25 protein-coding genes and 2 tRNA genes are annotated in these 25,844 nt (G+C 65.9%); 17 read left to right on the top strand and 10 right to left on the bottom strand.

Features of this window, described 5'->3' with window-relative positions; genetic code table 11:
- Window positions 1-5: 5 nt before the first annotated feature.
- The 3 genes from AC56LR_RS03430 to AC56LR_RS03420 all read left to right on the top strand — a co-directional run bounded on the left by AC56LR_RS03430 (window position 6) and on the right by AC56LR_RS03420 (window position 3,671).
- Window positions 6-344: a P-II family nitrogen regulator gene (locus AC56LR_RS03430; RefSeq protein WP_091870925.1), complete on the top strand. Its 339-nt coding sequence runs from the start codon at window positions 6-8 to the stop codon at window positions 342-344.
- A 176-nt stretch (window positions 345-520) separates the two neighbouring features.
- Window positions 521-1,999: an ATPase domain-containing protein gene (locus tag AC56LR_RS03425; protein WP_497127461.1), complete on the top strand. Its 1,479-nt coding sequence runs from the start codon at window positions 521-523 to the stop codon at window positions 1,997-1,999.
- The gene (locus AC56LR_RS03420; RefSeq protein ID WP_497127458.1) at window positions 1,992-3,671 is read left to right on the top strand and encodes an ATP-binding protein; all 1,680 of its coding nucleotides are present in this window, start codon (window positions 1,992-1,994) and stop codon (window positions 3,669-3,671) included. The genes AC56LR_RS03425 and AC56LR_RS03420 overlap by 8 nt, the downstream gene beginning before the upstream one ends.
- On the opposite strand, the gene AC56LR_RS03415 is transcribed toward AC56LR_RS03420, so the two are convergent.
- Window positions 3,668-4,273 carry a trimeric intracellular cation channel family protein gene (locus AC56LR_RS03415; protein WP_171084133.1) on the bottom strand — a complete coding sequence of 202 codons (606 nt, stop codon included), beginning with the start codon at window positions 4,271-4,273 and terminating at the stop codon, window positions 3,668-3,670. The two genes, AC56LR_RS03420 and AC56LR_RS03415, sit on opposite strands and share 4 nt — an antisense overlap.
- Window positions 4,274-4,380: 107 nt before the next feature.
- Here AC56LR_RS03415 and AC56LR_RS03410 point away from each other — a divergent pair, with 107 nt between their 5' ends.
- Window positions 4,381-5,460, top strand: coding sequence for a DUF1176 domain-containing protein (locus AC56LR_RS03410; protein ID WP_497127454.1), 1,080 nt, complete (start codon window positions 4,381-4,383; stop codon window positions 5,458-5,460).
- 169 nt (window positions 5,461-5,629) lie between these two features.
- Here the strand turns inward: AC56LR_RS03410 and AC56LR_RS03405 are convergent, their stop codons facing one another.
- The 3 genes from AC56LR_RS03405 to trxB form a co-directional block, all read right to left on the bottom strand.
- Complete coding sequence (locus AC56LR_RS03405) at window positions 5,630-7,813, bottom strand: ATP-binding protein (protein ID WP_497127451.1); 2,184 nt, start codon at window positions 7,811-7,813, stop codon at window positions 5,630-5,632.
- Window positions 7,814-7,910: 97 nt separating this feature from the next.
- Window positions 7,911-8,579, bottom strand: coding sequence for a Smr/MutS family protein (locus tag AC56LR_RS03400; RefSeq protein ID WP_497127448.1), 669 nt, complete (start codon window positions 8,577-8,579; stop codon window positions 7,911-7,913).
- A 15-nt stretch (window positions 8,580-8,594) separates the two neighbouring features.
- The gene (gene trxB, locus AC56LR_RS03395) at window positions 8,595-9,551 is read right to left on the bottom strand and encodes a thioredoxin-disulfide reductase (protein ID WP_497127445.1); all 957 of its coding nucleotides are present in this window, start codon (window positions 9,549-9,551) and stop codon (window positions 8,595-8,597) included.
- 195 nt (window positions 9,552-9,746) lie between these two features.
- Here trxB and AC56LR_RS03390 point away from each other — a divergent pair, with 195 nt between their 5' ends.
- From AC56LR_RS03390 to AC56LR_RS03380, 3 genes are all read left to right on the top strand, one after another.
- The gene (locus tag AC56LR_RS03390; RefSeq protein WP_497127442.1) at window positions 9,747-12,245 is read left to right on the top strand and encodes a DNA translocase FtsK; all 2,499 of its coding nucleotides are present in this window, start codon (window positions 9,747-9,749) and stop codon (window positions 12,243-12,245) included.
- Between the two features lie 85 nt (window positions 12,246-12,330).
- The gene (gene lolA, locus AC56LR_RS03385; protein WP_497127440.1) at window positions 12,331-12,960 is read left to right on the top strand and encodes an outer membrane lipoprotein chaperone LolA; all 630 of its coding nucleotides are present in this window, start codon (window positions 12,331-12,333) and stop codon (window positions 12,958-12,960) included.
- Between the two features lie 111 nt (window positions 12,961-13,071).
- Entirely contained in the window at window positions 13,072-14,373 is a 1,302-nt protein-coding gene (locus AC56LR_RS03380) for a replication-associated recombination protein A (protein ID WP_497127437.1), read from the top strand.
- Here the strand turns inward: AC56LR_RS03380 and AC56LR_RS03375 are convergent.
- Window positions 14,370-14,726: a winged helix-turn-helix domain-containing protein gene (locus tag AC56LR_RS03375; RefSeq protein ID WP_497127434.1), complete on the bottom strand. Its 357-nt coding sequence runs from the start codon at window positions 14,724-14,726 to the stop codon at window positions 14,370-14,372. The genes AC56LR_RS03380 and AC56LR_RS03375 overlap by 4 nt on opposite strands.
- 116 nt (window positions 14,727-14,842) lie before the next feature.
- On the opposite strand from AC56LR_RS03375, the gene AC56LR_RS03370 reads away from it, so the two are divergent.
- The 6 genes from AC56LR_RS03370 (at window position 14,843) to AC56LR_RS03345 (ending at window position 20,520) form a co-directional block, all read left to right on the top strand.
- Complete coding sequence (locus tag AC56LR_RS03370; RefSeq protein ID WP_497127431.1) at window positions 14,843-15,361, top strand: hypothetical protein; 519 nt, start codon at window positions 14,843-14,845, stop codon at window positions 15,359-15,361.
- A gap of 212 nt (window positions 15,362-15,573) precedes the next feature.
- A complete protein-coding gene (locus AC56LR_RS03365; protein WP_497127429.1) occupies window positions 15,574-15,771 on the top strand; it encodes a hypothetical protein in 198 nt (65 codons plus the stop codon).
- Between the two features lie 121 nt (window positions 15,772-15,892).
- Window positions 15,893-17,185 carry a serine--tRNA ligase gene (gene serS, locus AC56LR_RS03360; RefSeq protein ID WP_497127427.1) on the top strand — a complete coding sequence of 431 codons (1,293 nt, stop codon included), beginning with the start codon at window positions 15,893-15,895 and terminating at the stop codon, window positions 17,183-17,185.
- Between the two features lie 101 nt (window positions 17,186-17,286).
- Window positions 17,287-17,376: transfer RNA gene (locus tag AC56LR_RS03355), tRNA-Ser, on the top strand.
- Window positions 17,377-17,740: 364 nt separating this feature from the next.
- A tRNA-Ser gene (locus AC56LR_RS03350) sits at window positions 17,741-17,830 on the top strand.
- Between the two features lie 488 nt (window positions 17,831-18,318).
- Entirely contained in the window at window positions 18,319-20,520 is a 2,202-nt protein-coding gene (locus tag AC56LR_RS03345; RefSeq protein ID WP_497127424.1) for an NADP-dependent malic enzyme, read from the top strand.
- A 28-nt stretch (window positions 20,521-20,548) separates the two neighbouring features.
- Here AC56LR_RS03345 and AC56LR_RS03340 read toward each other — a convergent pair whose 3' ends face one another.
- Genes AC56LR_RS03340 through AC56LR_RS03320 form a run of 5 tightly spaced genes read right to left on the bottom strand, consistent with a single transcriptional unit; the run spans window position 20,549 to window position 23,287 of the window.
- Window positions 20,549-21,250: an MBL fold metallo-hydrolase gene (locus tag AC56LR_RS03340; RefSeq protein ID WP_497127421.1), complete on the bottom strand. Its 702-nt coding sequence runs from the start codon at window positions 21,248-21,250 to the stop codon at window positions 20,549-20,551.
- Window positions 21,251-21,287: 37 nt separating this feature from the next.
- Window positions 21,288-22,079, bottom strand: coding sequence for a sulfite exporter TauE/SafE family protein (locus tag AC56LR_RS03335; RefSeq protein ID WP_497127418.1), 792 nt, complete (start codon window positions 22,077-22,079; stop codon window positions 21,288-21,290).
- On the bottom strand, window positions 22,079-22,516 hold the full coding sequence (locus tag AC56LR_RS03330; RefSeq protein WP_497127415.1) for a YeeE/YedE family protein: 438 nt from the start codon (window positions 22,514-22,516) through the stop codon (window positions 22,079-22,081). The genes AC56LR_RS03335 and AC56LR_RS03330 overlap by 1 nt, the downstream gene beginning before the upstream one ends.
- 10 nt (window positions 22,517-22,526) lie before the next feature.
- Complete coding sequence (locus AC56LR_RS03325; RefSeq protein ID WP_497127413.1) at window positions 22,527-22,958, bottom strand: YeeE/YedE family protein; 432 nt, start codon at window positions 22,956-22,958, stop codon at window positions 22,527-22,529.
- The gene (locus tag AC56LR_RS03320; protein ID WP_497127410.1) at window positions 22,955-23,287 is read right to left on the bottom strand and encodes a metalloregulator ArsR/SmtB family transcription factor; all 333 of its coding nucleotides are present in this window, start codon (window positions 23,285-23,287) and stop codon (window positions 22,955-22,957) included. The genes AC56LR_RS03325 and AC56LR_RS03320 overlap by 4 nt, the downstream gene beginning before the upstream one ends.
- A 244-nt stretch (window positions 23,288-23,531) precedes the next feature.
- Here AC56LR_RS03320 and AC56LR_RS03315 point away from each other — a divergent pair, with 244 nt between their 5' ends.
- The 4 genes from AC56LR_RS03315 to AC56LR_RS03300 all read left to right on the top strand — a co-directional run bounded on the left by AC56LR_RS03315 (window position 23,532) and on the right by AC56LR_RS03300 (window position 25,843).
- Window positions 23,532-24,299, top strand: a complete 768-nt coding sequence (locus AC56LR_RS03315; protein WP_497127407.1) for a hypothetical protein — start codon at window positions 23,532-23,534, stop codon at window positions 24,297-24,299.
- Window positions 24,300-24,381: 82 nt separating this feature from the next.
- Entirely contained in the window at window positions 24,382-24,834 is a 453-nt protein-coding gene (locus AC56LR_RS03310; RefSeq protein ID WP_497127404.1) for a universal stress protein, read from the top strand.
- Window positions 24,835-24,875: 41 nt separating this feature from the next.
- Entirely contained in the window at window positions 24,876-25,313 is a 438-nt protein-coding gene (locus AC56LR_RS03305; protein ID WP_497127401.1) for a universal stress protein, read from the top strand.
- 26 nt (window positions 25,314-25,339) lie between these two features.
- Window positions 25,340-25,843 carry a universal stress protein gene (locus tag AC56LR_RS03300; protein ID WP_497127398.1) on the top strand — a complete coding sequence of 168 codons (504 nt, stop codon included), beginning with the start codon at window positions 25,340-25,342 and terminating at the stop codon, window positions 25,841-25,843.
- Window position 25,844: the final 1 nt, after the last annotated feature.

Genomic DNA, 25,844 nt, shown 5'->3' with positions numbered 1-25,844 from the left:
CCACCATGAAACAGATTACCTGCGTGATCAAGCCGTTCAAACTGGATGAAGTGCGCGAGGCGCTGGCCGACGTCAACGTCACCGGCCTGACCGTGACCGAGGTAAAGGGCTTCGGCCGCCAGAAGGGCCATACCGAGCTCTACCGCGGCGCCGAATACGTGGTCGACTTCCTGCCGAAGGTCAAGATCGAAGTGGTGGTGGACGACGCCATGGCCGAAGGCGTGGTCGACGCCATCATCAAGGCCGCGCGCACCGGCAAGATCGGCGACGGCAAGATCTTCGTGCAGAACGTCGAACAGGTGATCCGGATCCGCACCGGCGAGACCGGCGCCGACGCCGTCTGAGCCTGTTTCCTGTCAGCCATACTGCCGAGTCACGTAGGCCCAGTCCGTCGTTCATGTAAGGAATTCACGACTGAGAATTCGCTCGCCGCTACGTTATGATGTCTATATAAGTTGTGTAAAACATACTATAAACAGCATCTAACGATCGCTCCTTCAATTTTTGGCAGAGAGAGCACATGAGCGATATCGAGAAAATTCTTACCGGCATTCCTGAGCTGGACCTGGTCTTGCGCGGCGGATTGCCCAAACAGCGCATCCATCTCGTCGAGGGCCGGCCTGGCTCCGGCAAGACGACCATCGGTCTGCGTTTCCTCATCGACGGCGCGGAGAAGGGCGAGCGCGGCGTATACGTTTCGATGTCCGAGTCGGTCGCCGAGCTGCGCGCGACTGCCGCCAGCCATGGCTGGTCGCTCGACGGCATCGAACTGCGCGAAGTCGTGCCGGCCGAAGTGCAGCTCAACCAGCAGCAAAGCGTGCTGTTTCCCACCGAAGCCGAGCTGAGCCAGACGATCGACCTGATCACGAGCGCAATCGGCGCGGTGGCGCCGCATCGGGTCGTGATCGACTCGATGTCCGAGCTGCGCATGGTGGCCAACGATCCGATGCGCTACCGGCGCCAGATCGTCGCGCTCAAGCATTTCCTGCTCAAGCAGCAATGCACGACCATGCTGATGGACGATCTCACCGACGAGCCGCGCCAGTACGATCTGCAGGGCACCGTGCACGGCGTTATCACGCTCGAGCAGCGCGAGCGCGAATTCGGGGCCGCGCGGCGCCGCCTGCGGGTGGTCAAGATGCGTGGCGCCGATTTCCAGAGCGGCTGGCACGACTTTGCGATCACCGCGCGTGAAGTCTATGTCTTCCCCAGCCTGATCGCGGACGAGCATCCGAAGCAGCATTTGCGCGGCACGGTCGCGAGCCGGATTCCCGCCCTTGACGACATGCTGGGGGGCGGGCTGGCGCGCGGCACTTCGGTCATGATCCTGGGGCCGACCGGTGTGGGCAAGTCTTCGCTGGCGCTGCAGTATGCCAACGTGGCGGCCGAGGAAGGCGAACATGTTGCCTATTTCGCTTTCGACGAAACCCGCGAAACCCTGCTCGACCGGGCCATCGGCCTGTCGATGCGGGCATCCAGTGCGATCGAGGACGGCCGCATCTACTGGGAGCGCATCAATCCCTCGCGCATTTCGCCGGGCGAATTCATCTGGAAGGTGCGGCGCCAGGTCGAAGACCACAACGCCGCGGTGGTGGTGATCGACAGCGTCAATTCCTACCTCGAAACCATGCACGAGGAAACCTCGCTGCTGCTGCAGATGCACGAATTGCTCAGCTACCTGTCGAACAAGGGCGTGCTCACCATCCTGATCGTCGGCCAGTCCGGCCTGCTGGACAACGTGCACGACCCGCTTGACGTCGGCTTCCTCAGCGATACCGTGGTCCTGCTGCGCTTCTTCGAGGCCGACGGTTCGGTGCGCAAAGCCATCTCGGTGCTCAAGAAGCGTCCCGGACAGCACGAAACCACCATCCGCGAGTTCTCGCTGACCAACAAGGGCGTGGCGGTCGGCGACCAGCTCGGCGGCCTGGTGGGCGTGCTCACCGGCGTGCCGAGCATGATTCAGAATGCGCCGGCACGGCCCGAGGGCGGGTATGACTGATCCGCGCAAGGCCGACTGGCCCATCAACGTCGCCGTCTGCGCACCGTTCGGCCACGACACGCCCGCGCTGGCGCGCCTGTTCCAGGAGTGGGGCGCCACTGTGCGCAGCTGCGCCTGCCCCGGCCAGGTTGCGGACTCGGTGCGCGACGGCGACCTGACCCTCCTGGTGCTGACCGAAGAGGTGCTCGAAGCCTTCGCCGCGCCCCTGGTGGAGGCCTTGCAGGGACAGCCGGCCTGGTCCGACCTGCCGCTGATCGTCATGAGCGCCGAGGCCGCGCGGGGCGGCTCCGGCGTGCAATGGGATTTCCTGCGCCAGTTCGCCAACCTCACCATCTTGCACCGTCCGACCGCGCCGAACCTGCTGCGTGCGTCCTTCGACTCCGCCTGCCGGGCGCGGGCCTGGCAATTCACCGTGCGCGACCAGATGGCCACGTTGTCGGCGGCCGCGACCTTGCTCGAGCAGCGGGTGCTGGAGCGCACCACCCAGCTGGTATCGGAAGTCGAGTCGCGCAAGCGGGTGGAAAGCGCGCTCAACGAATCGCGCAAGCTCGAGGCCATCGGCCGCCTGACCGGCGGTGTGGCGCATGACTTCAACAACCTGCTGCAGGTGGTGCAGGGCTCGGCCACGCTGCTTCCGCTGGTGGAGCCCGGCAGCGAAGCCTTCCAGCGCTCGCTGCATGCAATCCAGCGCGCTGCCGCCCGCGGCGCCAAGCTGACCCACCAGCTGCTGGCCTTCGGCCGGCGCCAGGCGCTCGCTTCCGGGGCGCTGGATATCGCGAAGCAGCTGGGCGACGTGGCCGGCCTGCTGCAGCAATCGCTGCGCGAACAGATCCCGCTGAGCCTGGACATCGCGCCCGGGCTATGGCTGGCCGATACCGATCCGACCCAGCTCGAGGTGGCGCTGCTGAACCTGACCGTCAACGCCAAGGACGCCATGCCGCGCGGCGGGTCGGTCCAGATCCGGGCGCGCAACCTGGTGCTGCCATCCCCGGACATGGCCGGCATGGGCGAGCTCGAAGGCGACTTCGTCTGGATTACCGTGAAGGACTCCGGCCCGGGCATGGCGCCGGAAGTCGAGCAACAGGCTTTCGACCCCTTCTTCACGACCAAGCCGGTCGGCTCGGGCACCGGCCTGGGCCTGAGCCAGGTGTATGGATTCGCCCGCCAGTCCGGCGGCATGGCCTGGATCGATACCTCGCCGCAGGGAACCGCGGTGTCGATCCTGCTGCCGCGCAGCCTGCAGGAGGCGGCTCCCGGGCCTGCCGGCGTGGATCCGGTCCAGGGTGTGCAGATGCTCTCGGGTACGCGGGTGCTGTATGTCGAAGACGATCCGGAAGTGGCCCAGGCCACCATCGCCATCCTTGGCAACCTCGGATGCGCGGCGCAACTGGCCTGCGACGCCGAACAGGCCCTGGCCATGCCGCTGGGGCAGTTCGACCTGATGTTTTCCGACGTGCTGATGCCGGGTGCGATGGACGGCATCGACCTGGCCCGCGAAGTGCGCGCCCGCCGTCCCGACCTGCCGGTGCTGCTTGCCAGCGGCTATGTCATTGCGCCGGAGCGGCTCAAGGACTTGCACATCAGCGTGCTGGCCAAGCCGTACACCCAGGAAGTGCTGCGCAAGGCGCTGGCGCGGCTGCTGGCCACGCGGGTCGTCGCGCCGGCAGCCTAGCGCCCCATCCGAAGGTCGAACTTCCAGGTAATCAGGCGCAGGCCGCTGATGAACAGGGCGCTCGACCACAGGGCAAAATCGTGGCCGACGCCGTATTTGCCCATCAGGAGGAACAGCCAGTTGCCCAGGAAGGCGCAGATCGCATACGGTTTGCCGTCGCGGAACACCATCGGCACCTCGTTGCAGACGATGTCGCGCAAGACCCCGCCGAAGATCCCGGTGATCACCCCCATCATCGAGGCGATGAAGATCGGCATGTTGGCGTCCAGCGCCGCCGACACCCCGGCAATCGAGAACAGCCCCAGCCCGACCGCGTCGGCGATCACGATCAGGCGTTCGGACACCATCTGGCGCAGGGTGCGGATCAGGGGCGAGGCGACCAGGGCCAGCACGAAGATCAGGATCGCGTATTCCTGGTGCGTGACCCAGAACAGCGGGCGCTTGTCCAACAGGATGTCGCGCAGGGTGCCGCCGCCGAAGGCGGTGATGAAGGCCACCGTGAATACCCCCACCAGGTCCATGCGCTTGCGCCGGGCTTCGATGAAGCCGGAAAAAGCGCCCACCAGGATCGCCATGATTTCAATAAACTTGATTAGGGTCATGCGCAAAGGGTTAGCCGGAACTTTTATTAGACTACCATGCGGCTCTACATTAACGTAAGGGCATTCGTCCGCGTTAATTGCTATACGTTGTCAATGCTGGAGCAAACATGGCCACCTTCCGCCGCTACATCCAGGCCGCCGCCGCCGCTACGCTGCCGGCCAGCCTCCTTGCCGGGACGGCGCTTGCCGCGGCGCCGCTGCAGGCCAGGTACGAGCACCTCGACTGGGAACTGGCCTGCGACAACACCCGTACCTGCTACGCGGCCGGCTACCACGCGGAAGAGGGCGAGCCGGCCGCGGCCTCGGTGCTGCTGGTGCGCAAGGCCGGGCCGGGCGTCCTGGTGACGGCGCGCTTCCAGGTCGGCACCTTCGGCGAAGACGAAACCGCGGCCCGGCTGTCGAAATCGAACCTGCTCACCATGCGCATCAACGGGCGCGTGGTCGGCACCGTGGCGGTCGACCGCGACACCATGATCGCGGACCTGAACCGCAAGCAGACCGACGCCCTGGTGGCGGCGCTGGCGGGCAAGGCCACGCTCGACTGGGAGGGCGGGGGCATGCACTGGGCCGTCTCCGGCAAGGGCGCGGCCGCGGTGCTGCTCAAGATGGATGAACTCCAGGGCCGGCTCGGGACCCCGGGCGCGCTGGTGCGCAAGGGAACCAGGCCGGAGGCGCTGGTGCCGCCGCCCCTGGGCGCTCCCGTCGTCGAGGCGGCCCCGGTGCCGCCGGCCACGCCGCGCAAGCTGCCGCGCGAGCAGGTGCGCCTGCTGCTGGGCGAGTTGCAGTCCGCACCTGGCGGCGCCGAATGCGAAGACCTGGCCGATGTGGCCAAGGGCGGCAACCAGCTGGCGGCGGTGCGCCTGTCGCACGACAAGCTGCTGGTGTCGGCGCGCTGCTGGATGGGCGCGTACAACGTGGGCTCGGGCTACTGGGTGGCGAACGCCGCGCCGCCCTATGCGCCGGTGCTGGTGACCACGCAGGGAACCAGCTACCTGGACGGCGTGATCAGCGCCTCGCACAAGGGGCGCGGCCTGGGCGACTGCCGCTCGCTGGACGAATGGGTGTGGGACGGCAAGCGCTTCGTGCACACGGCGTCGAGCACCAGCGGCCAGTGCCGGCTGGTGGCACCGGGTGGGGCCTGGCATTTGCCGGTGCTGGTGGCATTGGTGCGCAAGGCAGGGGGGTAGGGTGCGTTGGATATGGGATAACCGGTAGGGTGGGCGGCTTCGCCGCCCGCGCGTTCAACCGACACACGCCGATTGAAACGCGAATCTGGTACGCAACCGTTATTTGAACGCGCGGGCGTTCGTCATTCCGGGCATTGCCCGAAATGACCCCGCCCACCCTACGGTAAACCTATGTCCGCAGCGGCAGCCGCAACGCAAACACCACCTGCCCATCCTCGTGCCGGTACGCCAGCTCGCCCTGGTGCTCGCGCACGATCTGCTGCGCGATGTACAGGCCCAGGCCCATGCCGGTGCGGTTGCGCGGGTTGTGCAGCGAGGCGCGCTTGAAGGGGTTGAACAGGGTCGCGGCGACTTCCGGCGCGATCGGGGCGCCGGCGTTGCTGACCTCGACCACGGCTTCGCTGCCGGACGTGAATACGCGCACTCCTACCTTCTTGCCCAACTCGCCATGGTGGCGCGCATTGCTCAGCAAATTCGACAGCACCTGGGCGAGGCGCCCGCTGTCGGCATTCACGGTCGCGGGGGCAGCGGATTCGAGCTCGAAGGCGATGTCCGGATAGGCCATGCGCGCCTCGTCGATCAGGTCTTCGACCAGGGCGCCCAGGTCCACCGGTTCCGGCGCGGCGCCCAGGCCGATGCCGCCGTCGATGCGGCTCATGTCGAGCACCTGGCCGATCATTTTCTGCATGCGGTTGGTCGAGGACTGGATGCGCCGTCCCAGCGTGGGCTGGCTGTTGCCCTTCTCGAGCACCATGCCGGCCATGTTGATCGAATGGAGCGGGTCGCGCAGGTCGTGCCCCAGCATGGCCAGCAGCTGGGCGCGGGTTGCCTCGGTCTGGGCGCGGCGCGCATTCATCACGCGCACCAGTTCGGCCAGGGTCAGCCTGGCATTGGCCAGCACGGTCTGTTCCCATCCGGTCGCCATGCCGCGCACGGTCTCGTGCCAGGCGTCGAAGGAGCCGCGCGGGGTCAGGCGCGGGCCCAGCGGACCGGTTTCGGCGGTTTTCTCCGGCCGGCCGCCCCAGGCCACCTGCTCGATCTGTTCGACCCGCAGGATCACCAGCCAGCCGCCGGCCGCCGGCTCGAAGGGCAGGGCCAGCATGCCGACCCATTTGCCCAGCTGCGCATGCATGTTCGATGGCCAGTCGTCGAGCGATTCGCGCGTTACGAGGTCGTGTCCGCTCTCCGGGAGCGAAGCGATGATCGCTTCGGCAAGGCCGGCCGGGAGGTCGCCGCGCACCAGCAGCTTGCCGTACTGGCTCGCGACCAGGCCCTGGGCGGCGGAAGAATCCATCAATGCCTGCGCATGGCGCCCCAGCACGTCGAGCGGTTCTTCGTCGAGCAGCAGGTCTTCGATCAGGGCGGTGCGGGTCGTGGACGAGCTTTCCACCTGTTCGGACTGCAGGCGCGCTTCGATGCTGTGGATGGTCGAGGCCATCACCTGGGCCAGGACGTCGGCCGACATGCGGATCGCATAGGGAACCAGCTTGGACGACATGTGGTGGCAGGCGATCAGCCCCCACAGGCGGCCGTTGATCACGATCGAGACGCTCATCGAGGCGCCCACGCCCATGTTCTTCAGGTATTCGATGTGGATCGGCGAGACGCTGCGCAGCACCGCATGGCTCATGTCCAGCGGCGCAGCATCCGGTTCGCCCAGCATCGGCACGGCGCCGTAGTCGGTGTCGACGATGATGCGCAGGGTATTGAGCAGGTAGAGGCGGCGCGCCTGCACCGGGATGTCCGAGGCCGGGTAGCGCTGCCCGAGATAGGGCACCAGATCGTCGCGGCGGCTTTCGGCGACCACGTCGCCGCTCTCGTCGGCGCGGAAACGGTAGGCCATGACGCGGTCGAAACCGGTGAATTCGCGTACCTGCTGCACCGCGCTGCCCAGTAGGCCGTCGATGGTCTTCTGGCGGCGCAGGCGGTCGATCGAACCGTGCGCCTTGACGGCAAACAGCGCGACCTCGTCGGATGGAACGTCGCGCCGTTCGAATTCGGCGATCAGGCGGCCATAGGCGGCGTGGACGATGCAGTCGAAGTCAAGGCCGCCGATGGACACCGGGGTCACCGAAGGGGCGATCTCGTCATCCTGCGGCCCGGCGAATTCGTCCAGCAGTTCGACCGCGGCGGCGGGCAGGTGCAGCGCTGCATATGCCATGCCGAGCTGCGGTTCGATGCCCAGCAGCGTGGCGGCGTTCGCACTCCAGCCTTCGAGGCTGCCGCCGGGGGTGAAGAAGAGCAGGGCGCCGTGGGGCTGGATGGATCCGGGTATGTGGATCAACTCGTCGGCACACGAGAGCAGGTCGACCAGGCGGCCATGCTCCATTGGAATCGCGGTAGTTCCCTTCACGTGCACCCTTCTCATCAACCCCAGCCAACGCCGGACTTGCAAATTCTACATCGAATAATTTTTTTTGGACGCAAGATGTCTTGCGTGGCGGGTGGACTCAGGTGTCCAGCGCCGGGCGCAGCAGGACGATCAGGGCGCCATGCCCGCCATCTTTCTTGCCGGCGACGCAGAAGGCGATGACCTCGCCCATCTGCACCAGCCAGCTGTGCACGATCCCGCGCAGCACCGGTTCGCCCCGGGGCGAGCCATAGCCGATGCCGTGCACGATGCGCACGCAGCGCACGCCGCGCCGGTTGGCGCGGTGCAGGAAGTCGACCACGGCGTCGCGCGCCTGGTCGCGGTTCATGCCGTGCAGGTCGAGTTCATCCTGTACCGGCCAGTGGCGCTTGCGCAGCTTTCGCACCACGTCCGGGCCGACGCCGTCCTGGGCGTAGCTCAGCGACGGATCCTCGTCGAGCAGGCCGTCCACGTCGAAACCGTCGGACAGCGACTCGCGCAGCACCGCTTCGGTTTCTTCTTCTTCGGTGAGCGGGCGGCGGTCCTGGAAGGCGCGCTCGGAGGCCACGTACACCGGGCGGTAGACGTAGCGGTCCGATTCGGGGATCTTGTGCACGCCTTCCATCGCGCCGCGGAATTCCACGGCGCGTTCGCGCGCGATCCGTTCGCGCTTCTCGCGCGCGGCCTGCTCGATGGCGCGCACGCGCTCGTCTTCCTTGAGCTTGTCGCGCAAGCCCTTCAATTCGGAAAAGTCCTTCATGCCCGCCATCCCAGGTAGTGCTCCTTAGCCTTCCAGCTCGTCCAGGTAGCGCTGGGCGTCGAGCGCGGCCATGCAGCCGGTGCCCGAACTGGTGATCGCCTGGCGGTAGACGTGGTCCTGCACGTCGCCGGCGGCGAACACGCCCGGTACGCTGGTGGCGGTGGCCATGCCTTCCAGGCCCGAACGGGTCTTGATATAGCCGTTGTGCATCTCGAGCTGGCCTTCGAAGATGCCGGTGTTGGGCTTGTGGCCGATCGCCACGAACAGGCCGTGCACGGTCAGGTCCTTGGTCACACCGGTCTCGGTGGACGTGATGCGCAGGCCGGTCACGCCGCTCTGGTCGCCGACGACTTCCTCGAGCGTGTGGTTATATTCCAACACGATCTTGCCTTCTTCAACCTTGTGCAGCAGGCGGTCGACCAGGATCGGCTCGGCGCGGAACTTGTCGCGGCGGTGGATCAAGGTCACCTTGTTGGCGATGTTCGACAGGTAGAGCGCTTCCTCGACCGCGGTATTGCCGCCGCCGATGACCGCGACTTCCTGGTTGCGGTAGAAGAAACCGTCGCAGGTGGCGCAGGCCGACACGCCCTTGCCCATGAAGGCCTGTTCCGACGGCAGGCCGAGGTACTGGGCCGAGGCGCCGGTGGCGATGATCAGGGCGTCGCAGGTGAATTCGTGCGAATCGCCCACCAGGCGGATCGGCTTTTCGTTCAAATACGTCGTGTGGATGTGGTCGAACACGATCTCGGTGTTGAAGCGCTCCGCGTGCTGCAGCAGGCGCTGCATCAGCTCCGGACCCTGTACGCCCATCGGGTCGCCCGGCCAGTTCTCGACGTCGGTCGTCGTCATGAGCTGGCCGCCTTGCTCGACGCCGGTCACCAGCATCGGCTTCAGGTTGGCGCGCGCGGCATAGACGGCGGCGCTGTAGCCGGCAGGACCGGAACCGAGAATCAGGACTTTGGCGTGTTTGGTAGTAGTCATCGAGGAAGGCTTTTTAAGATATGAACAGACGGAAACTGGGGGCGGCTGCCGCAGGAATCAAGGCTTTGCACAGCCCGGGATTATAAGCGATGATGCAGCCAAGCATGAATCGTGGTCCGCCCAGCCGTATATGGCTTAGAATGCTCGGATCGCCGATAGCGGACACTTCAGCAGAACACTTCAGCACTACCTCGCATGAGCAAGAATAGCCAAGCCAGCCCGTCAGGATACACCCGCACCCCGGCCACCGCCCGCCAGCCCCTGCCGGGCCGGCTCTCGCGCCTTCTGTCAGAAGCGCGCTGGATCGCCATGGCCGTCGCCTTCCTGTATTTCCTGTTGATCCTCGTCAGTTACAACAAGGGCGACCCGGGCTGGTCGCACGCCAACGCGGTGCCGAAGATCGCCAACCTGGGCGGCCGCGCCGGCGCCTGGCTGTCCGATCTGCTGCTGTTCATCTTCGGTTTCTCGGCCTGGTGGTGGGGCGTGATCTTCCTGCGCGGCGTCTGGCAGGGCTGGCGCCGCCTGACCGACCGCCTGGCCCCGGCCGACGAGGAGCCGCATGCCGGCGAAATGTACGTGCGCTGGACCGGTTTCGCCATCATGTTCGCCGGCAGCCTGGGTCTGGAATACCTGCGCATGTGGTCCTGGAACGTCGAGCTGCCGCGCGCCGCCGGCGGCGTGCTGGGCCAGCTGATCGGCCACGCCAGCCATGTCGCCTTCGGCTTCACCGGCGCCACGCTGCTGCTGCTGCTGCTGTTCGGCCTGGGCTTCTCGCTGTTCTTCCAGGTCTCCTGGCTGGCCGTGGCCGAGCGCATCGGCGCCTGGGTCGAGTCCACCGTCGACTGGTTCCGCCTGCGCATCGAAGACCACGAAGACCGCAAGCAGGGCGAAGCCGCCGCCGTCAAGCGCGACGAAGTGGTGGTGCACGAACGCCAGAAATACACCGAAAAGCATCCGGCCCCGCCCCCGATCGTGAAGGCCGAGCCGAAGCTGGAGATGCGCGACGACTACGACGACGAGCCGCGCGCGATGCCACCTGTCCCGCCACGCGCCGAGCCGGTGATCCTGCCGCCGTCGATGCCGTCGGCAGCGGCGCTGTCGGCCCCTTGCGCGTCGACCATCAAGATCGAGCCGCAGATGGTAAGCGTGCCGAAGTCCGAGCGCGCCCAGAAGGAAATGCAGACGCCGCTGTTCCGCGAGCTCGATGCCGATTCGCCGCTGCCGCCGCTGGCGCTGCTGGATGAAGCCCCGCCCGCGCAAGAAACCGTGTCGGTCGAGACCCTCGAATTCACCAGCCGCCTGATCGAAAAGAAGCTGTCCGACTTCGGTGTGGAGGCCAAGGTCGTCGCCGCCTATCCCGGCCCGGTGGTCACGCGCTACGAGATCGAGCCGGCCACCGGCGTGAAGGGCAGCCAGATCGTCAACCTGGCGCGCGACCTGGCCCGTTCGCTCTCGCTCACCTCGATCCGCGTGGTCGAGACCATCCCCGGCAAGAACTACATGGCCCTGGAACTGCCGAATCCGAAGCGCCAGATCGTGCGCCTGTCGGAAATCGTCGGCTCCAAGGTCTATGGCGACAGCGCCTCGAGCCTGACCGTCGCCCTGGGCAAGGACATTGCCGGCAAGCCGGTGTGTGCGGACCTCGCCAAGATGCCGCACCTGCTGGTGGCCGGTACCACGGGTTCCGGTAAGTCGGTCGGCATCAACGCCACCATCCTGTCGCTGCTGTATAAATCCGATCCGGCCGACGTACGCCTGATCCTGATCGACCCGAAGATGCTGGAGATGTCGGTCTACGAAGGCATCCCGCACCTGCTGGCGCCGGTCGTCACCGATATGCGCCAGGCCGGCCACGCGCTGAACTGGGCGGTCAACGAAATGGAGCGCCGCTACAAGCTGATGTCCAAGCTCGGCGTGCGTAACCTGGCCGGCTACAACACCAAGATCGCGGACGCCGCCAAGCGCGAGGAGCATATCCCGAACCCGTTCTCGATCATGCCGGACAACCCGGAGCCGCTCGAGAAGCTGCCGACCATCGTCATCATCATCGACGAATTGGCCGACCTGATGATGGTCGTCGGTAAGAAGGTGGAAGAGCTGATCGCGCGTATCGCCCAGAAGGCGCGCGCGGCCGGCATCCACCTGATCCTGGCAACCCAGCGTCCGTCGGTGGACGTGATCACGGGCCTGATCAAGGCGAATATCCCGACCCGCATCGCCTTCCAGGTTTCAAGCAAGATCGACTCGCGCACGATTCTCGACCAGATGGGCGCCGAAGCGCTGCTGGGCATGGGCGACATGCTCTACATGCCGCCGGGGACCGGCCTGCCGATCCGCGTGCACGGCGCGTTCGTCTCGGACGACGAAGTGCATCGAGTTGTAAAACATCTTCAGTCGCTGGGCGCGCCGAATTATATTGAAGGCATTCTCGAAGGCGGAACGCTGGAAGAGGGCAATGCGGAAGGCGTGCCTGCGGGCGAGGGCGGCGGCGAGGCCGACGCGCTCTACGACCAGGCCGTGGCCGTGGTGCTCAAGAACCGCAAGGCCTCGATCTCGCTGGTCCAGCGCCACCTGCGCATCGGCTACAACCGCGCCGCCCGCCTCATCGAGCAGATGGAGCAGGCCGGGATGGTGTCGCCAATGCAGAGCAACGGCAACCGCGACATCCTCGTGCCGGCAACGACCGCCGAATAATCTGGTTCACCGCTTTTGTAGGGTGGGCGGGTCTCCCGCCCGCGCGTTCAACGCACGGCGGCGGACCACAACAAGAGGAATCCACATGAAATTCACGACGCATCGCATCGCCGCACTCATCGCCGCCTTGACCCTGACCGGCGCCGCCCAGGCCAGCGCCCTCGACCAATTCAAATCCTTCGTCTCCACCACCAAATCCGCCAGGGGCGAATTCACCCAGCAACAGCTGACGAAATCCAAATCCGGCAAGGCCGCCCCGGTCTCCAGCGGCAGCTTCGTCTTTGCCCGTCCCGGCAAATTCATCTGGACCTACCAGAAGCCCTACGACCAGCTGCTGCAGGCCGACGGCGACCAGCTCTACATCTACGACAAGGACCTGAACCAGGTCACCGTGCGCAAGCTGGGCAACGCCCTGGGTTCATCCCCGGCCGCGATCCTGTTCGGCAGTAACGACCTGGAAAAGAACTTCACCCTGTCGGAAGCCGGCGAGCGTGATGGCGCGGAATGGCTCAACGCCGTGCCGAAGACGAAGGACACTACTTTTGAGCAGATCGGCATCGGATTGAGGGGCGGGGTGCCGGTGGCGATGGAACTGAAGGACCAGTTCGGGCAGGTGTCGGTGCTGAAGTTCTCGAACTTCCAGCGCAATCCTTCATTGGGGGCGCAGCAGTTCAAGTTCGAGACGCCGAAGGGCGCGGACGTCGTCAAGCAGTAAAACCCGGCTCTACCCCGCACGCTTCGATCCCGGCTCCGCCGGGATCGATCGTTTACACTAGGCGCATGCACACCCACCCACTTCCCAACGCCTTGAGCGCCGGAGCGCGTCATGGATGACCTGTTCAAGACCGAGCCTTCGCCTCCGCTGGCCGAAGCCCTGCGTCCGCGCACCATCGACGAAGTCATCGGCCAGAGCCATTTGCTCGGCCCCGGCAAGCCCCTGAACCTGGTGTTCAAGTCGGGCAAGCCGCATTCGATGATCCTGTGGGGTCCGCCGGGCGTGGGCAAGACCACGCTGGCGCGCCTCACGGCTTACGCCTTCGAGTGCGAATTCATCGCGCTGTCGGCCGTGCTCTCGGGCGTGAAGGACATCCGCGCCTCGGTCGAACAGGCCGAGCATTATCTCCAGCAGGGCAAGCACACCATCCTGTTCATCGACGAGATCCACCGCTTCAACAAGTCGCAGCAGGACGCCTTGCTGCCCTTCGTGGAATCGGGGCTGGTCACGCTGATCGGCGCGACCACCGAGAACCCGTCCTTCGAGGTGAATTCGGCGCTGCTGTCGCGCTCCCAGGTGTATGTGCTCAAGGCGCTCAGCGACGACGAGATGCGCCTCTTGCTGGGACGCGCCTCGGCGCGCGTGCTGCGGCACCTGAAGTTCGACGAAGTGGCCATCGACACCCTGGTGGGATACGCCGACGGCGATGCGCGCCGCTTCCTGAATTTGCTGGAGCAGACCAAGACCTCGGCCGAGACCAGCGGCATCACCACCATCACCGCCGAATTCGTCCAGAACGCGCTGACGCTCAACGCCCGCCGTTTCGACAAGGGCGGCGACAATTTCTACGACCAGATCTCGGCCCTGCACAAGTCGGTGCGCGGCTCCCATCCGGATGCGGCCCTGTACTGGCTGTGCCGCATGCTCGACGGCGGGGCGGATGCCAAATACCTGTCGCGCCGCATCGTGCGCATGGCCTGGGAAGACATCGGCCTGGCCGACCCGCGCGCGCTGCAGGTGGCCAACGACGCGGCCACCACCTACGAGCGCCTGGGTTCCCCGGAAGGCGAGCTGGCGCTGGGGCAGGCCGTGGTCTACCTGGCCATCGCAGCCAAGAGCAATGCCGGCTACAACGCCTTCAATGCGGCGATGGCGTTTGTGAAGAAGGACAAGTCGCGCGAGGTGCCGGTCCACCTGCGCAATGCGCCGACCAGGCTGATGAAAGAGCTGGGCTACGGCCACGAATACCGCTATGCGCACGACGAGCCGCATGCCTATGCGGCCGGCGAAACCTATCTGCCGGACGGGATGCGCGAGCCGGGCTGGTACCAGCCGGTGCCGCGCGGGGTGGAGGCGAAGATCGCGGAGAAGCTGGCTTTTTTGCGCAGCCTCGACGACGAAGCGGGCAGCTAGCTTCCCTTCGCAGCCTTGATCATCAGGCCGGATAACTCATCGAAATAAGCCAGCGCCGCCGGGGTCAGGTCGACCTGCTTGCGGCGGCTGTCTTCGGTATCGCCCAGCACCAGCCAGCCTTTCTTGCGCATCGAGGTGATGCGCGCGTGGATCGTCGCCGGCGCACCCAGTCCATCCTGGCCCATCAGGTCGCGCACGCTCAGTCGTTCCTCGAGCTGGCGCGCGCGGCCGACCACGCCAAGGATGCGTTCCTCGAGCGGGTCGAGCGGCGGCAGCGCGGGCAGCGCGCGCAGCGCGTCCATCAGATTCAGGAAGCGCAGGTAGATGTCGGCTGGACGGGACGATTTGCTCATGACAGCATTGGTTGGATAGACATAGCTTATTGCTCGTTTAATAAGAGTAACTGATATAATGCTTTGATATATTAGCCTAGCTTATTTTACCCTGCGCCCAAATGTCCGGCATACCCTTGAAACTTGCCATGATCGCCGGCACGGCGCTTCTCTTCCTCGGCACCATCGGCCTCAACGAATTGCTGTTCGCGCAACTGGAATTCGCCCATGGTATCAGCTGGATCTACCTGCCGGCCGGCGTGCGCCTGCTGTGCATCCTGCTGTTTGCCGAAGCCGGGGCGATCGGCATCCTGATCGCCTCCTGGCTGATCTGCATCTTCTACTTCTTCCCGAACGACCCGATCCGCTCCTTTGCCGGCGGCATCCTGGCCGCGCTGGCGCCGTATCTCACCTACCGCCTGCTGGTGGCCGGGCGGGTGGGGCCTTCGCTGGCCGGCCTTGGCCCATGGCGCCTGCTCGGCTGCGCCCTGGCGTTCTCGATCGCCAGCCCGCTGATGCACCACATCTGGTTCGCCCTGCAGGGCCAGGAAGAGGGCCTGCTGCGCGGCTTCTTCGTCATGGCCAGCGGCGATCTGATCGGGACGATCATCGTGCTGTACACCGCAAAATTCCTGCTCTCCATCCGCCGGAAATAAACCGCAGGCGGACTCGAAAGCAGCCGCGGTTGGGTCAAATGCCGGAGAACGTCGGCGAACTTGCCGGCTTCGTGCGGCCGGTCCGCGCTTTGTGCATCCTGGGCCATGTTTTCCGCGCTTCGTCGCAAGTCGATGGCGCTTGAAGGGGGCGGTCGATAAAGTTCAAGCATACCGAACCACTTATCGAATCACTCAACCCCCAGGAGCACACCATGAACATCCGCAAAAACTCCGAAGCCATCTTCCTCGCCGCCGCCGCACTGGGCCTGGCCGCCAGCTATGCTACCGCCGCCGCTCGTCCGGTCGAGGTCGTGAAAGCGCCGACCGCGATCCTGGTCGATACGACCATGCACGTCGTCGTGGTCAAGGCGCCACGCCTGTCCGTCGCGGAAAAAGCCGGCCTGAACTGAAGCAGGGAAGGGCTGGCGGATAGCCCGGCAAGACGGTCGCTGGAACCGTTGCCGAAACTCGCAAGCATTGGCTGTCGGCTTGGTACAATTGTGATTTCGACATACGCAAGCCCAACCCGACATGATTGACATCCAACTTCTCCGCAAAGACATCGACAACGTCGCCGCGCGCCTCGCGACACGCAAGTTCCAGCTCGACGTGGCTGCCTTCAACGCCCTCGAAGCCGAACGCAAAGCGATCCAGACGCGTACCGAGGAACTGCAGGGCAAGCGCAATTCGCTGTCCAAGCAGATCGGCATGATGAAGGGCAAGGGCGAAGACACCACGGCCGTGATGGCGGACGTGGCCGGCCTGGGCGACGAGCTCAAGGCCAACGAAGCGGCCCTCGCCGACGTCCAGGCCAGGATGGCGCGCTTCATCGAAGCGGTGCCGAACCTGCCGCACGAAAGCGCACCGCAAGGTACGGACGAAACGGGCAATGTCGAAGTGCGCAAGATCGGCACCCCGCGCAGCTTCGACTTCGAAGTCAAGGACCACGTCGACATCGGCGAGCAGCTCGGCCTGGACTTCGAGACCGCGACCAAGCTCACCGGTTCGCGCTTCTCGATGATGAAGGGCGGCATGGCGCGCCTGCACCGCGCGCTGGCCCAGTACATGCTCGACACCCACACCGGCCAGCACGGCTACACCGAGTGCTACACCCCCTACATGGTCAATGCCGATTCGCTGCGCGGCACCGGCCAGCTGCCGAAATTCGAAGCCGACCTGTTCTCGGTGAAGAAGGGCGGCGTCGAGGGCGAAGGCGAAACCTTCTACCTGATCCCGACCTCGGAAGTCTCGCTGACCAACGTGGTGCGCGACGAGATCGTGGCGCTGGACGAGCTGCCCCTGAAGATGACCGCGCACACTCCATGCTTCCGCTCGGAAGCCGGCAGCTACGGCCGCGACACCCGCGGCATGATCCGCCAGCACCAGTTCGACAAGGTCGAGCTGGTACAGGTGGTGCATCCGGAACAGTCGTATGCCGCGCTGGAAGAGATGGTCGGCCAGGCCGAATTCATCCTGACCTCGCTGGGCCTGCCGTACCGCGTAATGTTGCTGTGCACCGGCGACATGGGCTTCTCGGCCGCCAAGACCTATGACCTGGAAGTGTGGCTGCCCGCGCAGAACACCTACCGCGAGATTTCGTCGCTGTCGAACTGCGAGGCCTTCCAGTCGCGCCGCATGCAGGCCCGTTTCCGCAATGCGGCCGGCAAGCCGGAGCTGGTGCATACGCTGAACGGTTCGGGCCTGGCGGTGGGGCGTACGCTGGTGGCCGTGCTGGAGAATTACCAGCAGGCCGATGGCAGCGTGGTGATTCCTGAGGTGCTGCGGCCGTATATGGGTGGGTTGGAGCGTCTCTCGGCCGCCTGACGCGGACAGGGCAAGTTTTGCGTGGCAGCTGAATTTGCTCTTCCGTTTTCGCAAGAGGCTCGCTATAATGCGTGTCTTGCAGCGACCGCAACACCGATTCTGGAGAGGTGGCAGAGTGGTCGAATGTACCTGACTCGAAATCAGGCGTACGTTAAATCGTACCGTGGGTTCGAATCCCACCCTCTCCGCCAGTAAATAAAAAGGGCTCCCTCGGGAGCCCTTTTTATTTGCTCGCGGAGAGGAGCAGGGCCCCTGCGGGCCCTGCGTGTGTCGCCAAGGCGGTAGATTCGAAGCCTCGCGCATACTTGCGCGAGGGCGGCCTGCGGGACGTAGGCGAATCCCACCCTCCCAGGCTCCCGCAGGGAGCCTCATTCTGGCTCTTGCAGTAGGAGCCTGAAATGTCCTTCCATTCGACGCACTGGCGTGAAATTTCCTTTCATACATACGTGCAATCCAAATTCAGAGAAAATTTACGTACTGTACTTTTCCTCTTCCACAAGAGTCGATCCTTCGCTATAATTCGGCCTCGCTTACAGCGACCGCAACACCGTTTCAGGAGAGGTGGCAGAGTGGTCGAATGTACCTGACTCGAAATCAGGCGTACGTTAAATCGTACCGTGGGTTCGAATCCCACCCTCTCCGCCAGTAGTAATAAAAAAGCTCCCGCATGGGAGCTTTTTTATTGCGTGCGCGGAAGGAGTAAGCCGCCTGCGCGGCTTACGCGTGGAATTCGAAGCCTCGCGCATACTTGCGCGAGGGCGGCCCGCAGCATGTGGGCGAATCCCACCCTCTCCGCCAGTAGTAATAAAAAAGCTCCCGCATGGGTAATGCCGTTCAGTTAGCATAAAAATGTAGGGTGGCCGGCTTCGCCGGCCGCGCGTTCACATCAACGATGCGCTGTGGCAGATCACATCGGAGCTGGACGCGCGGCCGGGAAACCCGGCCACCCTACGTTTAACTGAACGGCATTACCCCCACCGGGAGCCTTTTTCGTTTCCGCGCGTATCTCGTTTTTTGCTTGGAAGTACCAAAGCCATCCAATGTGATGGCTTTTCCCGTTTCGTGTTGCAATGATGGCTTTTCGACAGGTAGGCTTGCCATCAGGCCCGCACACGAGAACAACAGGAGACACGATGAGCACGGAACCGAGCAAGGACGAATCCCGCGACACCCAGCTGCGCGCCGACGCGCTGGAATACCACCGCAGCCCGACCCGCGGCAAGATCGAGGTGGTCGCCACCAAGCCGCTGTCGAACCAGCGCGACCTGTCGCTGGCCTACTCGCCGGGCGTGGCGTATGCCTGCGAAGAAATCGCCGCGGACCCGAACATGGCCGCCGAATACACCTCGCGCGCCAACCTGGTGGCCGTGATCACCAACGGCACCGCAGTGCTGGGCCTGGGCAATATCGGGCCGCTGGCTTCCAAGCCGGTCATGGAAGGGAAGGGCTGCCTGTTCAAGAAATTCGCGGGAGTCGACGTGTTCGACCTGGAGCTGGACGAAATGGATCCGGACAAGCTGGTCGACGCGATCGCCATGCTGGAGCCCACCGTCGGCGGCATCAACCTGGAAGACATCAAGGCGCCGGAATGCTTCTACATCGAGAAGAAGCTGCGCGAGCGGATGAACATCCCGGTCTTCCACGACGACCAGCACGGCACCGCGATCATCTCCACCGCCGCGCTCCTGAACGCACTCAAGGTGGTGGACAAGGACATCGGGCGGATCAAGCTGGCCGCCTCCGGCGCCGGCGCGGCGGCGATCGCCTGCCTCGACATGATGGTGCTGCTGGGCGTGAAGCGCGAGAATATCTTCGTCACCGATTCGAAGGGCGTGATCTACGTCGGCCGCGACACCAACATGGAAGCCAACAAGGCGCGCTACGCCCAGGCCACCGATGCGCGCACGCTTGCCGACATCATGCATGGCGCCGACGTCTTCCTCGGCTGCTCCACTGCCGGCGTACTTACCGGGGAGATGGTCAAGACCATGGCGGACAAGCCGGTGATCCTGGCGCTGGCCAATCCGGAACCGGAGATCCGCCCCGAAGTGGCGCGCGCCGCGCGGCCCGATTGCATCATCGCCACCGGCCGCTCGGACTATCCGAACCAGGTCAACAACGTCCTGTGCTTCCCCTACATCTTCCGCGGCGCGCTCGATTGCGGCGCCACCCGCATTACCGACGAGATGAAGCTGGCCTGCGTCACCGCGATCGCCGAACTGGCCGAAGCGGAAGCCAGCGACGTGGTGGCCTCGGCCTACGAGGGCCAGGACTTGAGCTTCGGCCCTGAATACATCATCCCGAAACCCTTCGACCCGCGCCTGCTGGCGGCGATTGCCCCGCGCGTGGCGGAAGCTGCGGCTGCATCCGGCGTGGCGGCGCGCCCGATCGAGGACATGGCGGCCTATCGCGACAAGCTGGCGCAGATGATCTACCACACGGGCTTCTTCATGAAGCCGGTATTCGCCCAGGCCAAGGCCAATCCCCGCCGGGTCGCCTATGCCGAAGGCGCCGACCGCCGCGTGCTGCGCGCGGTGCAGACCGTGGTCGACGAGGGCATCGCCTATCCGGTGCTGATCGGGGAGAAGGCCCAGGTCGAACGCGCGATCCGGGAAGCGGGCCTGAGGCTGCAGCTTGACGTGGACTACATGCTGGTGGAACCGGACGGCGAAGCCAGCTTGCTGGGCACGCGCCTGCTGGCGGCGGGAAAGGTCGACGCGCTGATCTGCGGCATGCAGGGCAGCTACGACAGCCACCTGGGGCATGTGCAGGAACAGATCGGCATGGCGCCGGGCGTCGGCGTGCTGGCCGCGATGAATGCGCTGGTGCTCGACAAGTACACGCTGTTCATCACCGATACCTATGTGAATGACCAGCCGACCGCCGCGGAGCTGGCGGAAATCGCCCGCCTGGGCGCGGCGATGCTGCGCCAGTTCGGCCTGGAGCCGCGGGTGGCGCTGTTGTCGCATTCTTCGCTCGGCTCATCCAACCGTCCGTCGGCGCGCCGCATGCGCGAAGCGCGCGCGCTGCTCAAGGAATCTGCGCCGGAGCTGTCGGTGACCGGCGAGATCCACGGCGACGCCGCGCTGTCCGAAGAAATCCGCGACCTCTACCAGATCCCGGACGGCTACGCCGGCAGCGCCAACCTCCTGGTGATGCCTTCGCTGGACGCGGCCAACATTCTATTCAACGTGCTGAAAGTCGCGGCGGGGAAGGGCGTGACCGTCGGGCCGATCCTGCTGGGCGCGGCCAAGCCGGTGCACATCCTGAGCCCGAGCGCGACGGTGCGGCGGATCGTCAACATGACGGCGCTGGCGGCGGCCGCCGTGGATTGATGCGGCAAGCGGCTGGCCGCGCCGGTGCCTACCCGCCGTGCGGCAAACCCAAGTTGCGGTTGGCCGGCACGGCCACGTCGATGAGTGCCGGCCTGGGCAGGTCGAGCTGGTCCATGAGGCGGACGAAATCGTCGCGGCTGCGGCCGGCCAGGCGCGCATTGTGGCGCTTCTCCCACCCGATGGTCGATACTGCCTGGCCCTGATAGTCATGGCCCGGCCACACGCGGGTGTCGTCGGGCAGCGTAAACAGCTTGCCCATGATGCTGTCGTACAGCGCTCCGGCGCTGCCTCCCTGGAAGTCGGTGCGTCCGCAGCCGCCGATCAGGAGCGTGTCGCCGGTGAACATGTTGCCGCGCCAGGCATAGCTCATGCTGCCCGCGGTGTGCCCGGGCGTGTGCAGGGCGCGGATTTCTTCGCCGGTGCCGAAGCGCAGCACGTCGCCATCCTGCAATTGCAGCTCCGCCGGGTCGATGCCGCAGCCGCCCGGGGCGGCGGTGAGGGCGCCGGTCAGCGCGCGCAGCTTGCCGGCCGAGGTAAGGTGGTCGGCATGGGCGTGGGTTTCGAGTACGAAGCGCAGCTGCAGGCCGAGGCGCTCGAGATGCCTGAGGTCGCGCTCCCAATGCCGCGCCACCGGATCGATGATGACGGCGTCCGTCTCGCCTGGCGCCGCCAGGATGTAGGTAAAGGTCGATGATTCGGTATCGAACAGCTGGACAGGGTTGAGGTTCATCTCGTTCTCCAGGAATGCGCTGCGCGAGCGGCGCAGCTTAACGCAGGGCGCCGGCGATCATGCCCAGCGCTACCAGGGCCGCGACGGCGGCGAAAGCTTTCTGCAACTGTGGCCCGGCGACCCGCGCGGCCAGCGAGCGGCCGCCGAGCATGCCGGCCAGGGCGCCGGCCGCGAAAGGCGCCGCGGTATTCCAGTCGACCGCGCCCTGCGCCGCCGCCGCCGCGACGCCGGTAACGGAAATGATGGCGATCACGGCGAGCGAGGTGGCTACGGCCGACTTGACCGGCAGGTCGGTGAAACGCTGGAGCGCAGGGACCATCACGAAGCCGCCTCCCACGCCCAGCATGCCGGACAAGAAGCCGGCAAGGGCGCCGGAGCCGGCGAGGGCGCGCGCGCAGGGACGCGTCCAGATGAAGCGGCCGGTGAGGGAGCCGCGCACGCAGGCCGGTGCGCCCTGCACGGCGGCGGGTTCCGGATCGACCGCCTGCCGGTAGGTGCGCAAGGCCACCTGCAGCAGGACCAGGGCGAACAGCAGGCCGAGCCAGCGCGCGTCGGCCAGGCGCGCGGCCCGGAGCCCGGCCGGCGCGAGCAGCATGCCGGCGGCGGCAATGAGCAGCGCGGCGCGGTAGCGCACCAGCCCCGCGCGCAGTCCCAGCAAGGCGCCGAGCGCGGCCGCCATTCCGACTGCCAGCAGGCCGATCGGGCCGGCCTGGGCGATGCCGATCCCCGTGCCGAATACCAGCAGGGGAACGGCAAGGATGCCGCCGCCCGCACCGGTGAGGGCGAGGATCAGGCCGACGACCAGGCCCAGCAGGATCACGGTCGGCATCAGGCCGCCCGTTCAGCCCGGCGGACCGCGATCCGCTCGAGCAGGTCGAAAATGGCCATCCCGGCCAGCATGGCGGCGGTGAACACGGCCGGCTTCATGCCGCCGCTGGCCAGCGACGCCAGTGCCGGCCCCGGGCAGTAGCCGGCCAGGCCCCAGCCGGCGCCAAAGGCCAGGGAACCGAGCACGAGGCGGCGGTCGATCCGGGTCGCCGTCGGCAGGCGCATGGGTTCGCCGAGCAGCGAGCGTTCGCGCTTGCCCGCGAGGCGGAAGGCGAGGGCGCCCACCAGGATGGCGCCGCCCATGACGAAGCCGAGCGATGGATCCCAGGCGCCGGCAAGGTCGAGGAAGCCGATGACCTTGGCCGGATCGGTCATGCCCGACACGATCAGGCCGATGCCGAAGACCAGGCCGACGAGGAGTGCTGTAACGATGTGCATGGTGCTGTCCTTATCCGATCAGGTGGCGGGTGACGAAGACGGTGGCGAAGCCGGCCAGCATGAAGGCCGCCGTCGCCGCCAGCGAGCGCGGCGAGCGGCGCGACAGCCCGCAGACCCCGTGCCCGCTGGTGCAGCCGGCGCCGTAGCGGGTGCCCAGGCCCACCAGCAGGCCCGCAGCGACCAGGGTCGGGACATCGGCCGCAACGGTGACCGTTGGCAGTGCCGCTACCAGGCCATAGGCTAGCGGTGCGCCAATCAAGCCGAGCAGGAAGGCGATGCGCCAGCCGGTGTCGCCGGGTGCGGGACGCAGCAGGCCGCCAAGAATGCCGCTGATGCCGGCGATCCTGCCGTTGAACAGGATGAAGGCCGCGGCGGCGGCGCCGATGAGCAGGCCGCCCACGAGCGAGCTCCAGGGCGTGAAATGGATCCAATCGATGTTCATGCTTGCACTCCTTTTGTTGGCAGGCAAAATTGTTCGTACAGTACTTGCATGACAGCCAGCGCTTCGGGGCTGTCGATGCGGTAGAAAATCTGCTTCCCTTCGCGGCGGGTGCTGACCAGCTGTTCTTCGCGCAACACGCCGAGCTGCTGCGACAGCGTGGGCTGGCCGATGCCGAGTATGCTTTCCAGGTCGCTGACGCAGTATTCGCCTTGCGTCAGCTGGCACAGCAGCATCAGCCGGTCGCGGTTGCCCAGTACTTTCAGCAAGGCGCAGGCCTGGCCTGCCGCCGCGCGCATTGCCTGGAGTTCGAGGTGGTGTGTGTCGGTCATACGCGTCCCGGTTAATCTGTGTTTTCACATTATATACCAATACAATATATTTTCTATGTATGTGTTTTGCCGAATCGAATGTGCGGGTGCCGCGCGTCTTTGATCTGCTTCAGGAAATCGTGTAATGTGAGGATGAAGGTGCAACAATCTGGCTCCGTCGTGCACGCCCTCCGGTCGCCAGCCTGCGTGGCAACATGGGCGTCCGTACTCCGGGCACGGGTCTCCCCGGACAAGGAAGCGAACCATGTCTCGCCATCAATTTCCCCGTATTTCCCTGGCCTTGCTGCTCGCGCTGGCCGCCTCCGACGTGCTGGCGGCCCCGCAATACACCCTCACCCGCCTACCCACATTTTCCACGGCCATCAACAACGGCGGCGACGTCGCCGGCGTGGCTGCCGACACGCCCCCTTACCAGTACGCTTTCTTCTGGTCCGGGGGAACACGCACCAGGCTGGGCAGCCTGGCCGGCGCCAGGAGCTGGGCCACCGGCGTCAACGACCGTGGCCAGGTCGTCGGCTTCTCGGATGCGGCGCCGCTCGACTGGAGCTACCCGCATGCCTTCCTGTACAGCGGCGGCACCATGCTCGACCTCGGCACGCTCGACCGCTTCTCGAGCCCGGCGATGGTCATCAATGCTTCAGGAGACGTCGTGGGCGAATCCGGCGGCCACGCTTTTGTGTACCGCGACGGCCTGCGCGACCTTGGCGCGCCGATGGGCTACAGCATCGCGCGCGCCGTCAACGACGCCGGCCAGGTGGTTGGCCTGAACGGCAGCTCTTCCTTCGACGGCCGTGCCTTCCTGTATGCCGATGGGGAGATGACCGACCTCGGCACCCTGGGCGGAGGCTTCAGCTCCGCCTTCGACATCAACAACCGCGGCGAGATCGTCGGCTGGACCGACGTTGCCCGGCTCGGGGATGGCGGCGGCAGGCGTATGGAGCAGCGTGCGCGGCGTATGGTTCCGCAGTTTGCGGCGCCGGTGACGGTCTGCCGCTGTGTCGGACGCGTTTGATCCAGGTCAAAGAAACGGTTGATCGAAACGCACAGACTAGGGTCCAGGCTACCCAGCCTGCACGAACCCCACGAAGGCCACCATGTTCCGCAAGATCCTCGTTCCGACCGACGGCTCGGCGCTGTCCGAAACCGCAGCCGCCGCCGCGGTGGCGCTCGCGCGCGGCAGCGGCGCCGAGATCGTGGCGCTGTCGGTGGCGCAGCCCTGGCCGCCGCCGGGCGAGGCCGGGGCCGATGCCGGCATGGTGGCTGCCGAGCGCGAACGCGCCCTGCGCCTGGCCGGGCAGCACGCCGAGCGGGTGGCCCGGCTGGCGCAAGAAGGCGGGGTGCCGCACAGCCTCGTGACCGCCGCCGCATCCTCGCAACACGACGAAATCATCCGCGTCGCGCTGGAACTCGGTTGCGACCTGATCTTCATGGCGGCGCACGGGCAGTGCGGCGTGACCCGCCTCATTGCCGGCCGGGTGCCGCAACTGGTGCTGGCCTATTCGCCGCTGCCGGTGATTCTGTTCAGGGGCAGCACCCAGCCCGCCTAGCGGCGCCCGCCGGCAGCGCCGGCCTAATTCAGGAGTTTATTATGTACAAGCGAATACTGCTTCCCACCGACGGCTCGGAGGCTTCCGGGCGCGCCATCCTGGCGGGCGTCGACTTCGCTAGGAGCGTGGGGGCCGAGGTGGTCGCCATGACCGCCGTGCCGGAGTTCCATACCTTCACCACCGACGCCGACATGCTCGAGCAGACCCGCGACCAATACGAAGCCGCCAGCCAGGCGCGCGGCCAACGCCTGCTCGACGAAGTCGCGACTGCGGCGCGCGATGCCGGCGTGCCTTGCACCTCGGTGCTGGCGGCATCCGATAATCCGTACGAGGCCATCATTTCCACCGCACGCGCCAACGGCTGCGACCTGATCGTCATGGCCTCGCATGGCCACAAGGGGATCAAGGGCCTGTTGCTGGGCAGCGAGACCCAGAAGGTGCTCGTGCACAGTGCGATCCCGGTGATGGTGCATCGCTAGGGCTACGCCCACACAGGAGGACAACCATGTACAAGCGCATCCTGGTGCCTACCGACGGTTCGCCCGTCTCCAATGACGCCGTCGCCGCGGCCATCGACTTTGCCCAGGCCTGCGGCAGCGAGATCGTCGCGCTGTCGGTCGCCGTGCCCGAGCCCGTACTCCAGTCGCTCGAAGGAGCCATGGTGCTCGACCCGGGCCAGCAGGTCGACGTGCTGCTCGACCATGCCTATGCATTCGTCACCGCGATCGCCGAGCAGGCCCGCTCGGCGGGGGTGCGTTGCACGCCGCTTACCAAATTCTCGCTCGATCCGGGGGAGTCCATTGTCGATACGGCGCGAGAACAGGGGTGCGACCTGATCATCATGGGCTCGCACGGACGGCGCGGGCTGAGCCGGCTGCTGGCCGGCAGCGTGACCCAGTCGGTGCTGGCCTATGCACCGGTACCCGTGATGGTCATGCGCCCGGCGCCGGCGGGCGGCGCCGGACCCGGGCAGCACAAGGACGCCGGCTCCGCCGCTGCCGTGCGCTGAA

It is taken from the genome of Telluria sp. ZT3P39, assembly GCF_059685935.1.
Note: the sequence above shows the minus strand (reverse complement) of the source record. Positions and strands in the feature narration are given on the sequence as shown.